Origin of the sequence: Pseudoalteromonas phenolica, assembly GCF_005876835.1 — a bacterium.
GTDB classification, from domain to species: Bacteria; Pseudomonadota; Gammaproteobacteria; order Enterobacterales; family Alteromonadaceae; genus Pseudoalteromonas; species Pseudoalteromonas phenolica_B.
In genome coordinates, this window is record NZ_PPSW01000009.1 from 1 (window position 1) to 13,581 (window position 13,581).

The window sequence follows — 13,581 nt, forward strand, 5'->3', positions numbered from 1 at the left end:
TTCAAACTTTTCTTTTGCCATGACGGAACCTATAAGTAAGATTTATGTGTATCTAGATTACATATAAAAATAACCCGCAAAATGCAGATTAAAATTATTCTTCAATTATTAAGTATTTTTATGACAAGTCAAAGGAAGTATTATGGAAGATTCTAGTACTGGTGCTGATAGGCAGATTTGAACTGCCGACCTCACCCTTACCAAGGGTGCGCTCTACCGACTGAGCTATATCAGCACACCAGAACTCTGGAGCGGGCAGCGGGAATCGAACCCGCATCATCAGCTTGGAAGGCTGAGGTAATAGCCATTATACGATGCCCGCTTTAGGAACCTGTTATTCAACTACCTCTAACCGTCAAGAATAAAGTGGTGGAGGGAGCTGGATTCGAACCAGCGAAGGCAGAGCCGTCAGATTTACAGTCTGATCCCTTTGGCCGCTCGGGAACCCCTCCACGTCAAAAATTCTTGCCTAAAGCGCCTCATAGTGAGGGTAAATAAATGGTGCCGACTATCCGAGTCGAACGGATGACCTACTGATTACAAGTCAGTTGCTCTACCAACTGAGCTAAGTCGGCACTGCTTTAGTACGGGGCAGGATTCTAGAGCAAGGTTTGGGGCGATGCAACAAGAATCTGAAAAAAAATCAAAGTTTCTTGTTTAAATGCTCACATTTACAACAAAAAAGCCAAAAAACATCTATTTGCGTATGAATTCACACCAATTTCTCAGCCCTTTTAAAACCAGGTCATCGACATATACACTTGGCTTTTCAAAGTGAAGTTGTAATAACTCGCCATATCCACCAGCAAAAATCACCTGAATATCGTCAAAATCACTCTTTAATTGTGCAATGCCCGCTTCAACAGCACCTAAGGTAGCAATCAAGGCTCCATTCTTAACCGCATTTGGGGTGTTTCTACCAAGATCAGGCAAAAATAAACTCTCTGAGTCTGAAAATACCTTTTGCGTGTTACTCACAAGACTGTCGATCATCATATCTAAACCGGGCAAAATCCACCCACCTAGATGCTCACCAGATTTAGTAACCACATCCACTTTACTTGCCGTGCCCGAATCCACTACCACACAATGTTTTTTTGGATATAAGTAATGGCAGGCAACTACCCCCAACCAACGGTCAATGCCGAGATTTTGAAATTGCGGATAAGCACATTTAACTGTACCAAGCTGTGCTGTCACATTTGCTTGTAATAAAGGTATGCTGAGCTGCTGTGCTTTAGCAGTTATATCTGCAAGCAGTTTGTCGGGCCCAACTTGTGCAATCGCGATTTCTTTAACCGCTGACCACTTAATATCATCTTCTTCTATAAGGGTGATCTGGCCATTTACTTCACCGGCAACTTTTAATGCGGTATTGCCCACATCGATTAACAATCTCATTCTGTTACTTCCTTACGCAATGAAATCTCTCCACCATAGTAGCTTTTCACTTCGCCATCTTGTCGCAGTACAATGCCGCCTTGATGATCAATGCCTTCACAAATACCGCGCCATTGTCTTTGCCCAGTAGAAAGGCAAACCACTTCTCCGGCAAATGCGTTTAGTGCATTCCACTGCGTGACCATCTCGGTTAAGCCTGACACCTGATATTGCGCTAACCTTTCATCGAGGGCATAAGTTAAATGTGCCACCAGCTTATCTTTATCTAGTTCATTGCTGTGAGAGGCTATATCTGTCCAAGGTTGATCAATATGCTGTGATGCCGTTTCAGGCATTTGTAAATTAATACCGATACCAATTACTAAATGACATGGCCCTTCAACCTGACCATCTAATTCGACTAATACGCCGGCTAGCTTTTTATGATTCAGATAAATATCGTTGGGCCACTTCAGCGCCACTTCCAAGCCATAAAGCGCTTTTAGCGCATCATACACCGCAAGGCCTACCGCAATAGACACGCCCATCGCTGCTTGTAGTCCATCATCTAAACGCCAGTAATAACTGTAATACAGGTTTGCACCAAATGGAGATTGCCAAGTACGGCCGCGACGGCCACGCCCTGCTTCTTGCATTTCAGCGACCAGCACTTGCCCTGAATTAATCGGCAATTTATTTTGCACACGGCGCATTAACTCTGAATTGGTTGAATCAATAATAGGCATCACTTCAAGCTGTTTTTGCTGCCCCGACAGCGCTTGGTAATACTGATTAACAGCTGATTCATCAAGTAAAGGGACACTGTGATTGAGTTTGTAACCTCTGCCACTGAGCTTAAAGATGTCGATGCCCATTTCTTGTAGCGACTTAATATGTTTCGATACCGCAGCGCGAGAAATATCTAAGCTTTCACCTAAATGCTGCCCGGACACAAACTCTCCCTTATTAAGGGCTTTTAAAATAGCCAGCTTGTTCCCTTGTGGTCCTTTATAACTCATGCTTGCACACCTTGTAGTTGCACATTGCCATTTGCAGCAATCACACGCACTTCATGATCTAGTTGTACATTGAATTTTTGCCACACACTTTGTTGGATATGTTGGATCATGGCTTTAAGATCTGAGGCTGTACCCGCACCTTGATTAACCAGTACTAAAGCTTGTTTGTGATACACGGCAATGCCCCCTAACTCAAAGCCCTTGAGCCCGGCTTGTTCAATCAACCATCCTGCGGCTAATTTTGTATGCTTAGCATCGACTGGATAATTTGGCATATCAGGATACTGCTTTAACAAAGTTTGTACTTGCTCGCTTCCCACAATGGGGTTTTTGAAAAAACTACCGGCATTGGCTAGCTCTTTCGGATCAGGGAGTTTACTTTGTCGTATTTCAATCACTTTGTTAAATACCTGCTGTGCAGTGACCGTATTTTTATCAAGCGATTGTAAAGGTCCATAGCTAATTACAGGCTGCCATTGTTTAGGTAGCTCAAACAGCACTTCGGTAATAATAAACGTCTCTTTCAACGCCTGCTTGAACACAGACTCTCGATAAGCAAAACCACACTCAGCTTGCGCTAGTTCTACAAATTGTGCTTTGGCAATATCATAACCTTTGACCGATTTAATGAACTGCCCGACCTCAACGCCATACGCACCGATGTTTTGTACAGGAGCTGCCCCCACCGTCCCCGGGATTAAGGCCAGATTTTCAAAACCAAATACGCCTTGTTCAAGTAAATAAATAACCAGTTGATGCCAGTTCTCACCTGCGGCTACTTGAACATGCCAAACATCTTGTTGTTCTGTCACTGCTATGCCTTTAGTGGCAATTTGCAATACCGTGCCAGCAAAGTCTTCAATAAACACCGTATTGCTACCCTCACCCATTACATAGCAAGGCTTAGAAAAATCGAGCTCAGTGAGGTTATCTGGATGAGTAATGGTTATGAGCGCTGCACAGTGGGCAGGTAAAGCAAAAGTATGGAGCGATTGGACTGATGGCACGTTCAACCTAACAAGTAATATAGTAATCGGGCTAGTTTACCCTATGCTATGCCTGTACGCACCTATGTGATCTTATCCTTAAGCATGATATAAATGCCGCTCGTTTACTCAATCCGTGCAAGGATAAACAATGAAAAAAACTGCTTTAGCCGCAAGCTTAATGCTGGCAGGCTTCTCTCACAGCGCATTGGCAACACAGGCGTTCGACGAACATACCTATGCAAATTTAAAAGATGTAGTCAGTACCCACCTGCATTTAGACCTAGACGTGGATTTTGCAGATAAGCAACTGGAAGGCTTTGTAGAGCACACCCTTGATTGGCGCAATGCGTCAGCGCGTACCCTAGTTCTAGATACTCGCGACCTTGAAATAGATAAGGTGATGTACCAAGGTAAAAACGGCCAATGGCACAAAGCAGATTTCACCCTCGCACAACGCAATGGCGTAAAAGGCGCAAAGCTGACCATTCGCTTTAAAGAGCAAGCTAATAAAGCCCGTATTTACTACAACAGCTTACCGCAAGCTTCTGGCCTTCAATGGTTAACACCGGTACAAACTGCCAGTAAAACACACCCGTTTATGTACAGTCAGTCACAAGCAATTCATGCGCGTAGCTGGATCCCAGTGCAAGACACACCAGCAATGCGTACTACCTACACAGCCCGCATTCAAACACCAAAAGATGTTCGTGCGGTCATGAGTGCTGATAACTCAGAAGCATTTGTTAAAGACGGTGACTACTGGTTTGATATGCCGCAGGCTATTCCACCTTACCTCATTGCGATTGGTGCGGGTAACCTAGAATATAAAGAAATGTCACACCAGACTGCGATTTTCGCAGAGCCACAAATTCTAGATGCCTCGGTGGCAGAGTTTAATGACACGCAGGCGATGATCGACAAAACCAATGCGATGTACGGTGAATATGCATGGGGTCGTTACGACCTACTGATGCTGCCGCCAAGCTTCCCGTTTGGTGGCATGGAAAACCCACGTCTGTCATTCATCACCCCAACCGTTGTTGCAGGTGACAAAAGCCTAGTTAACCTAATTGCCCATGAACTTGCGCACTCTTGGTCAGGCAACCTAGTGACTAACGCGACGTGGGAAGACTTATGGCTAAATGAAGGTTTCACCTCTTATGTTGAAAACCGTATCATGGAAGAAGTATTTGGCCGCGACCGTGCTGTAATGGAGCAAGCATTAGATGCCGCAGGTCTGCGTGCACAGCTAAAAAATATTCCAGCGCCAGATACCCGCCTTAACTTAAAACTTAATGGTCGCGATCCAGATGATGCGTTCAGCAAAGTACCTTATATCAAAGGTCAGTTATTCTTAATTTACTTAGAAGAAAAGTACGGTCGTGCGCGCTTTGACGAGTTTGTAAAAGGCTACTTTGCAAAATATTCGTTTAAATCTCTAACAACTGCTGAGTTTGTAGAATACCTAAATACGCACTTACTAGAAAAACACCCTGGTATCGTGTCTTTAGAAAAAGCTAAAGAGTGGATCTACGAGCCGGGTTTACCTGCAGATGCGCCAAACCCGACTTCAGATGCATTTAATAAAGTCGATGCTGCAACAGCAGCTTGGTTAAAAGGTAACAAAGACTTGGCAGACTTACCAACGGACGCATGGACAGTGCACGAGTGGTTACACTTTTTAAATAACCTACCGCGTGATTTAAGCCTAGATAAGATGGCGAAGTTAGACGAAGCATTTAACCTAACTAATTCAACCAATGCTGAGCGCGCATTTGCTTGGTATATGTTGGCAGTGGGTAATGGCTATGAGGCTATTTATCCGGCACTGGATAAGCACCTTACTAGCATTGGTCGTCGTAAACTCATCGTGCCTTTATACAAGTCTCTTGTGCAACATGGCAAACGCGATTGGGCACAAAAGGTATATAACAACGCACGTCCGGGTTATCACCCGTTAGCACAAGGTACTGTGGACGCGATTTTTAAATAAACAGACAAAAAATAGCCTCTGTAAAGAGGCTATTAATTAATAACTATTTTTAGAAAGCCTTACAATCACAATTAGTCGCTGTTCTGCCTAAGTAACCTCGACAAGTAAAGCCACCTTCTTGAGACGCTGCGCCTGGATTACCACCCGCAACTTTTGGTGTGAACTCTTTTTCAATTAGCTGTTTGTTAGCATTAAGGTTTTTTAAATTTTTTTTATTTAGTGTAAGTTTCATTTTCATTTCCTTGTTTTCTTTATCGAAACAAACGAAAGGTAACACCATTCAAATTAAATTAAAACATCTAGTTAACCTTAACCGCTTTCAAAAACGCCTTTCGCTGCTTTTCATCGGCCTGTTGCCACCAGTAGTGCAACATAAGTTCAGCACTTGGGTGCGTCACCCCTTCAATCTGTTTTCTACTCTTAGGTGCAGTTTGTGTTGTAATCGCCATTGGCGTTGCTACAGTTTGAACAGTTGCAGCGACCACAGCGGGAGCTACCACTGCTTTAGGTTTTACTTTGACAGCCTCTTGCTGGGACTTATTCGGTGCTATCACATATACACTCGGTGATTTAGCAAACTGCTCGGCTGCATCCGCATCTTTTGCCCTATCAAAACCAACACGATATTGGCCATCTTGCGTGATGGTCACTTCAATCCAAAAAGGCGCTGATGACACAGTTTGATGCTCATCATAGTCTAGCTCATATAGGTCACTATATTTTATCTGCACTTTGTGAGCACCAATTGGCAAGTCAAAGTCAAGTTTCTTACTAAACAAAGAGTGTTCAACTTGTTTACCATTGACTGTGATTGGGATCAGCTCTTCTGGAAAGCTAAGAGTTGCAGCCTGCACTGCTAGATTAAAACTCCCCAACAAAACCGCTAAAATTAAGCCTTTAGTTTGACTCATCACACACTCCCTCATTGAATTTTTATCATCTAACCGTTTGCAGTTTGACAGTTCATAGATTCTTTGTCATTAGTGTATAGACACTAAAATAGTTTTAATAAACCAATAGATAGCAACAACATACTTTTAGGATACATCATGGCCGAAGCCACTATTTTTGACAAAATTATTAGTAAAAAAATACCTGCCGATATCATCTATGAAGATGAACACACGCTGGCTTTTCGAGACATTAATCCGCAGGCCCCTTTTCATGTACTGGTGATCCCTAAAACACCCATCGCGACTATTAATGATGTCAATGAAACTAACGCCCATTTAATTGGTCAACTCTACGTAGTAGCGGCGAAGTTAGCAAAAGAGCATGGCTTTGCAGAAGATGGTTATCGTGTCGTGATGAATTGTAACGAGCACGGGGGTCAAACTGTGTTTCATGTTCACTTGCACGTACTGGCAGGTTTAGAAATGGGCTGGCCACCGTTCACAAATAAGAAAAAAGAATTAATTTAAAAAATTCTGCGTTAATAAATGTAAATGAATAAGCTATTAATGCGACTAACAAAATAATAACATTATCAATTAGTTAAAATTGAAAATGCCAATTAGTCGCATTATTTAACAAAAACGCTTGTATATATAGCAAAATTTTCTATATTTTTAGTAGCAAACTCATACAAAAGGTCTGAGTCGCGTGTTAGCATTAAAGCAATAATTTGAATGAGAGCGTCCATTTAAAATGAGCAGTACCGCCTTTTTACTTTTAGATAAAGAGCCAATTAATACAATTGGCATTAATGTCCTTCAACCTTTACTCAAAACCCAAGGTTTAGAAGTTACTACCGGCACAGACATTACTGAAGTGCCAGAAGATACCAGATTGTTATTCATCGAAACCGCACAAAACGATGCATGGAACAAACTAAAAGAACATTTAGTTAAGCTAAAAGTAAATTGCGATATCGTGCTATTTAATCTAGACGAAAACCCTGAACTTGCAAACCGTGCATTACTAAGTGGTATTCGCGGCGTATTCTATACCACTGATAACGCTGATGTACTGATGAAAGGGATCCGTTTACTAATGGAAAACCAACTTTGGTATCGTCGTGACATCATGTGTAATGCCCTTAACCGTATGTTGCAATTCAATAAAGATGCACTTCATAAACTCACTGAAGGCGATATTGAACCGGTTAAGTTGACCAAACGTGAAAAAGCCATCATTTCACTGATGAGTAAGGGTGCGAAGAACAAAGAAATCGCCGAAGATTTAAATATCAGCCCGCATACAGTTAAAACTCATCTTTACAGTGCATTCAGAAAGACTAAATGCCGTAACCGAATTGAATTGTTGTCTTGGGCGCAACAAAATATCCCAGACGAAATTCGTTAACAAAACAATTCTCAAAAGAGGAAGCCTAGCTTCCTCTTTCTTTACCTGTTCCTAACTTCCCTCTATGCTAGAGTCATTACTTAATAAGTTCGACGCGTATGTTTGATCCCAAAACTCTCTATTTTACTAGTGGCGCTATGATGGCCATGATGACCTTGTTATGTTACTTAACTTGGCGAACCAATAAAAACATACCCGGCACTGCCACTTATACCCTCTATCCGCTGGTACTTTTTCTGGCAACTATGAGCTTTTCACTTCATGGTTATTTAGAGCATTGGCAAACCATAGGCATTGGTAATGCGCTTTTATTTGCCGCATCCATTATTCATGTATTAGCGATCAGCCAATTCTTAGAGCATAAAGGTTGGGAGTTAAAGAGTTTCTTAGCATTTACCTGCGTTTTACTCGTTGCTTTGGGCTACTACAGCATAGTCGACGACAATTTAAGAGCGCGGATCTGGATTTCAGACTTACAGCACATCGCTGAAATTGTGTTGCTTCTATCAATGTTTTGGCGATTTGCCCGCCCACGCTACCCCAATGGCACCATTGTATATACCATAGTGCTTGGTTTGCTGCTTATCGCTTTTATTGGCCGCTCAATTATGATGGGAGAGGTCACACACCTTACCATTATGCAAGACACTTGGTTCACCAGCACTGTGTTCATTAATGGCGTGCTCTCTCCAATCTTCTATGCCACTGGTATGGCCCTGCTCTGCAATGAGCGACGTGAATTACATTTAAATGCGCTGACTGAAAAAGCACAAAAAGATTTAGAAATACGTGGCTTATTTTTATCTACAGTAAGCCACGAAATCCGCACCCCGTTAAACGGTATTCTTGGCAGCGCACAGCTGGTGCTAAGCCGTACCAAGAGTCCAAAAAATAAAGCCTATTGCGAAGCCATTATTAATTCCGCAGAGTCACTGAATTTACTCATTGATAAAGTACTCGATTACGCCAGTTTAGAGCAAAGTGATGAGTCACTCTATGAAGAAGATATCGAGCTCAAGACTTGGTTAAATAATCTCTGCTTGCTACTCACGCCATTAGCAGAACAAAAACAATTGAAGTTTGAGCTCGACTATGACCTGCCTGAACAGGCTTGTTATTACTGTGACCAACAAAAGCTTCGACAAATTATCATTAACCTCGTCGGCAATGCCATTAAGTTTACCGACTCAGGAACAGTAAAAATTAAAGTCCACCTTGAGCAAGATAGTGCTATGGCACATACCGTCACATTCAGCGTGATCGACTCAGGCCCAGGCATTGAAGATGACGATATTGAAAAACTGACTCAGCCTTATGTGCAAAGTAGCGCAGGTAAAGTAAAAGGCGGTACTGGTTTGGGGTTGGCGATTACTGCACGCTTACTCGAACGTTTAGGTTCGAAGCTTGAAATTGCCAGTCAGTTAAATAAAGGCAGTGTGTTTAGTTTTAGTCTAAATCTTGCCATTGGTGAGCTCAGCCTTGTCCCGCAACGTCTTCATGAGACAGACTGTGTGACTGGACTTAACATTTTATTAGTCGAAGATTTAGAGTTAAACCAAAAAATTGCCATTGAGTTTATGGCTGAAGATGAGCACAAAGTTAAGCTCGCAACCACAGGGCAGTCAGCACTCGATTTACTCCAGAACCACCAGTTTGATGCTGTGTTGCTCGATATGAATCTACCAGATTTGACCGGTCAAGAAGTACTGAAGTCATTGAAAAAAATAGAGCATAAAAATCAGCGTACCCCCTTCCTCGCGTTTACAGCAAGTTTAAGCCCGGATGAAATAAAAGAGTACATGATGTTGGGGATCAAAGACATTGTTGCCAAACCCATCAAACAAGAGAAGCTACGCCAAGCGCTCAGTGATTCACAGACACTAAAAGAGCCTACCATCAGTGTTGAGCTGGCTGATGTGCTATATGATGAAACCGCGGCAAGCTCTTTACAGAAAAACTTTAATGAAGATGAAGTGTCTTCTATTTACAATGAATTTGTACTTTCTGCACGCAACAAATTAATTAGCATTCAGCAGCAGTTAGACATAGACAACGACCAATGCATAAAAATGCTGCACCGCCAAGCGAGCACAGCCTTACAATTAGGTTTTAATCGCTATGGGCAAATGCTAAAAACCATCGAGCGTCGTTTACTAGAAGATAAATCTGCCCACGAAGAACTGACTCAAGCCATGGTCTTGTGGCAAGACAGCTTATCGGCATATTTGCAATTCGTTCGCTCCCAAACGCTGAATTAAGGCGTTTTATCGCGCAGAGTCGACACCTAGAAGTAAATTCGTCATGCTAATGACAAGTGTGGATATCACACATATAACAAAACAAAGGGAACCATTATGGCATTACTTAAAACACCACTGGCGCTGGCCGTCAGTTTAGCCGTATTCGGTGCAAGTGCTCCTGCGCTTGCTAATGCTGATAGTAAAGCAACCGATAAGGCAGCTGTAAAAACTGAAGCTAAAACAACAGAAAAATGGGATGTACTAAACCCACCAGGTGAAAAGCAAACCATCACCATCGACACCAACGAAACGACATGGAGTAACCTAGACGTTAGTCCTGATGGCAAAAACATTATCTTCGATATGTTAGGCGACATCTATGTGATGCCTATCTCAGGTGGTAAAGCAACAGCAATTACCAATGACAGAGCATGGAACTTCCAACCGAAATTCTCTCCAGATGGGTCTAAAATTGCGTTTATCTCTGACCGAGAAGGTGCTGAGAACCTATGGGTTATGGATGTGAACGGCGAGAACATGCGTAAAGTATCGACCGAATCTCACAACCTACTTCACAACCCTGCATGGTCGCCAGATGGTCAATACCTTGCGGTTAAGCAAGGTCAAGTAACTGGCCGTACAATTCCTGGTGGTTCAATTCGTATGTACCACATTTCTGGTGGTAAAGGCGTGGTTGTTCGCGACCGTCTACACGGTGCTAAATCACAGAAGAACGTTGCAGAACCGGCTTTCTCAAAAAACGGTAAAAAAATCTATTACTCAGTTGATGCAACGGCAGGCGTACGCTGGCAATACAACAAAAACGCACTTGAGTCAGTCTTTGAGATCCGCTCTTGGGATTTAGCAACCGGTGAAGAAGAGACTGTGATCCGCGGCTCAGGTGGTGCTATTCGTCCAACGCCAAGCCCAGACGGTAAATCGCTTGCATTTGTAAAGCGCATCGAGAATGGCAAAGAGATGCAAAGTGCCCTGTATATCAAAGATCTTAAGTCAGGTATCGAGACTGAAATCTTTGCAGGTCTAGACCGTGACTTACAAGAAGCAAATGGCGCACAAGGTAATACGCCAGCATTCGCTTACACGCCAGACGGAAGAGCATTAGTGTTCTGGTCGGGCGGTGTATTCCACAAAGTAGATATTGCCAGCAAGCAAGCGCAAGTGATCCCAACGCGTGTTGTGGCTGAAAAGCAAATCACGCCAGCGCTGAAGTTTGCAGTAGACGTTGCCCCTGACACATTCAAAGTGAAACTGGCACGTTGGTCACAAATTTCTCCAGATGGTAAAACAGCCCTATTCCAAGCACTTGGTCACCTTTACACCAAAGACATCGCGTCAGGTAAAGTAAAGCGTGTGACTAAGCAAAACGACCACTTTGAGTTCTACCCTAGCTTCTCTCGTGATGGCAAATATATTGTCTATACAAGCTGGGATGACCAAGATTTAGGCGCGGTTCGCGTGGTATCTGCAAAAGGTGGTAAAGGTAAAGTGATCACGCAAGAGCCAGGTCACTACATCAACCCAAGCTTCTCACCAGATGGTAAAAAAGTACTTTACCGCAAAGTAACCGGTGGTTACTTACTCAGTGGTGACTGGTCAATGGAGCCGGGCATTTACTTAACCAGCGTTAAGGGCGGTGAAGCAAAGCGCATCATCAAACGTGGTGACAACCCACACTTTGGTGCTGACAGCGACCGTATCTTCTTCAATGTTGCAAGCAGCGAAACTAGCCGTGAACTTAAATCAGTCGACTTAAACGGTCAGCAAGAGCGCTCACACTTCAAAGGTGAATACATCTTTGACTACCGCGTATCACCAAACGGCAAATACGTGGCCTTCATTGAAAACTTCAATACCTTTGTAGCGCCATTCACAAGCACAGGTAAAACACTATCTATTAACAAGGGCACTAAATCATTCCCTGTTAAGCAAGTGTCTAAGTATTCTGGTGACTTCTTAAACTGGAAAGCTGACAGCAGCGCATTAACTTGGGCGTTTGGTCCTAACCTTTATCAACGCAAGCTAACTGATACATTTGCGTTCTTAGAAGGCGCAGCAGATGATGTCAGCGAGCTAACGGCTGAAGGCATCGACTTAAGCTTTGAGAAAAAAGCGGATAAGCCAGAAGGCATACTAGCCCTAGTTGGCGGTAAAGTCGTCACCATGCGTAACGCAGACCAAGAGCAAGAAATCATCGAAGACGGCGTGGTCCTTATCGAAGATAACCGCATTATCGCAGTCGGTACGCGCAGCGATGTGAACATTCCTAGCAAAGCAAAAGTCATGGATATCTCAGGTAAGACTGTGATCCCAGGTCTTGTAGATGCACACGCACACGGCAGCTATGGTAGCCGCAACTTGCAGCCTGAGCAGAACTGGAACCAGTTCTCAAACGTAAGCTTTGGTGTAACAACCATTCACGATCCATCGAACGATTCAAACGAAGTGTTCTCAATGGCTGAACTTCAGCGCGCTGGTCTAACGGTTGCACCACGTATTTACTCTGTAGGTCGTATTTTATACGCAGGTAATGCACCGGGTTATAAAACGCCGATCAACAATCTTGAAGACGCTCAGTTCCACGTTAAGCGCCTGAAAGATGCGGGTGCTATTTCTGTTAAAAGCTACAACCACCCTCGTCGTGACACCCGCCAGCAAGTGTTAGAAGCAGCGAAAGAAATGGAAATCATGGTGGTGCCTGAAGGCGGTTCTAAGTTCCAACAGAACATGAACATGATCATCGACGGCCACACAGGTCTTGAACACGCGCTACCGATTCCAAACATCTACTCAGACGTGGTACAAATGTGGAGCCAAACCAAAGCGGGCTTTACACCAACCTTTAACGTCGCTTACGGTGGTATTAAAGGGGAAGATTACTTCTACGATAAAACAGAAGTATGGAAGAACGAACGCCTAAAAGCATTCGTACCTGACTACATTCTAAACACACGCTCAATTCGTCGTCCTACGGCACCAGAGCACCACTATAACCACATCAATGCCGCTAAGTCGGCGAAGCAACTGCGCGACAAAGGCGTAACGGTTCACATTGGTGCACACGGTCAACGTGAAGGTTTAGGCGCACACTGGGAGCTATGGTCAATGGCACAAGGTGGCTTCACAGCATGGGAAGCGCTTCGTAGTGGTACAATTGATGGCGCTAAATACCTAGCGCTAGACAATGACATTGGTACCATTGAAAAAGGCAAATTAGCCGACTTGGTGATCATCGATGGCGACGTATTAAACGATATTCGTCAATCAGAAAAAGTGGCTTACACAGTGCTAAATGGCCGTATCTTTGATGCTGCAACGATGAACGAAGTAGGTAACTACAATCGTGAGCGTCAGCCATTCTTCTTCGAAAACGGAAGCAAAGCACCGATGCACTCAGCAACCGAAGCGTATATGGAAGAAAAAGCACACAAATATCACTGGAAGCATTAATAACCCGAGCTCAGGCTAATTATTACAGTTTGATGTAGTGTAAAAACTTCAAAAGGCCGCAAATCAGCGGCCTTTTTTACATTCATAAAAAAATAACCTAAATTTGCAACAAAATCGGACGATAACTGTAGACGCAACTAATAATTGTTCTAAACTTTGCACCTATATTAGTCACCATCTCAAATAAG

General features: G+C 43.3%; 10 protein-coding genes and 4 tRNA genes. 5 read left to right on the top strand and 9 right to left on the bottom strand.

All coding sequences use genetic code 11. The annotated features are described in order from the left end of the window. Positions 1 to 159 precede the first annotated feature (159 nt). From C1E24_RS06865 to murB, 7 genes are all read right to left on the bottom strand, one after another. Positions 160 to 235, bottom strand: a tRNA-Thr gene (locus C1E24_RS06865). A gap of 12 nt (positions 236 to 247) precedes the next feature. Beyond that, positions 248 to 322 (bottom strand) — tRNA-Gly (locus C1E24_RS06870). A gap of 45 nt (positions 323 to 367) precedes the next feature. Continuing rightward, positions 368 to 452, bottom strand: a tRNA-Tyr gene (locus tag C1E24_RS06875). Between the two features lie 47 nt (positions 453 to 499). Beyond that, positions 500 to 575 (bottom strand) — tRNA-Thr (locus C1E24_RS06880). 121 nt (positions 576 to 696) lie between these two features. Next, the gene (locus tag C1E24_RS06885) at positions 697 to 1,401 is read right to left on the bottom strand and encodes a type III pantothenate kinase (RefSeq protein ID WP_138480018.1); all 705 of its coding nucleotides are present in this window, start codon (positions 1,399 to 1,401) and stop codon (positions 697 to 699) included. Beyond that, entirely contained in the window at positions 1,398 to 2,399 is a 1,002-nt protein-coding gene (birA, locus tag C1E24_RS06890; RefSeq protein ID WP_138480019.1) for a bifunctional biotin--[acetyl-CoA-carboxylase] ligase/biotin operon repressor BirA, read from the bottom strand. Before birA ends, C1E24_RS06885 begins: the two co-directional genes overlap by 4 nt. Continuing rightward, positions 2,396 to 3,406 carry a UDP-N-acetylmuramate dehydrogenase gene (gene murB, locus C1E24_RS06895; RefSeq protein ID WP_138480021.1) on the bottom strand — a complete coding sequence of 337 codons (1,011 nt, stop codon included), beginning with the start codon at positions 3,404 to 3,406 and terminating at the stop codon, positions 2,396 to 2,398. Before murB ends, birA begins: the two co-directional genes overlap by 4 nt. A gap of 130 nt (positions 3,407 to 3,536) precedes the next feature. Between murB and C1E24_RS06900 the strand changes: the two genes are divergently transcribed. Next, positions 3,537 to 5,381 (top strand): M1 family metallopeptidase, encoded by a 1,845-nt coding sequence (locus C1E24_RS06900; protein ID WP_138480023.1) that lies wholly within the window; start codon positions 3,537 to 3,539, stop codon positions 5,379 to 5,381. A gap of 49 nt (positions 5,382 to 5,430) precedes the next feature. On the opposite strand, the gene C1E24_RS06905 is transcribed toward C1E24_RS06900, so the two are convergent. Next, the gene (locus C1E24_RS06905; protein WP_138480025.1) at positions 5,431 to 5,613 is read right to left on the bottom strand and encodes a hypothetical protein; all 183 of its coding nucleotides are present in this window, start codon (positions 5,611 to 5,613) and stop codon (positions 5,431 to 5,433) included. Between the two features lie 67 nt (positions 5,614 to 5,680). Beyond that, entirely contained in the window at positions 5,681 to 6,292 is a 612-nt protein-coding gene (locus C1E24_RS06910) for a DUF2057 family protein (protein ID WP_171040820.1), read from the bottom strand. Between the two features lie 138 nt (positions 6,293 to 6,430). Between C1E24_RS06910 and C1E24_RS06915 the strand changes: the two genes are divergently transcribed. The 4 genes from C1E24_RS06915 to C1E24_RS06930 all read left to right on the top strand — a co-directional run bounded on the left by C1E24_RS06915 (position 6,431) and on the right by C1E24_RS06930 (position 13,393). Further along, a complete protein-coding gene (locus C1E24_RS06915) occupies positions 6,431 to 6,802 on the top strand; it encodes a histidine triad nucleotide-binding protein (protein ID WP_138480029.1) in 372 nt (123 codons plus the stop codon). A 226-nt stretch (positions 6,803 to 7,028) separates the two neighbouring features. Then, positions 7,029 to 7,685, top strand: coding sequence for a helix-turn-helix transcriptional regulator (locus C1E24_RS06920; protein ID WP_138480030.1), 657 nt, complete (start codon positions 7,029 to 7,031; stop codon positions 7,683 to 7,685). 98 nt (positions 7,686 to 7,783) lie between these two features. Next, complete coding sequence (locus tag C1E24_RS06925) at positions 7,784 to 9,943, top strand: ATP-binding protein (protein ID WP_138480032.1); 2,160 nt, start codon at positions 7,784 to 7,786, stop codon at positions 9,941 to 9,943. A 96-nt stretch (positions 9,944 to 10,039) separates the two neighbouring features. Further along, positions 10,040 to 13,393, top strand: coding sequence for an amidohydrolase family protein (locus tag C1E24_RS06930; RefSeq protein ID WP_138480034.1), 3,354 nt, complete (start codon positions 10,040 to 10,042; stop codon positions 13,391 to 13,393). The last annotated feature ends 188 nt before the right edge of the window (positions 13,394 to 13,581 follow it).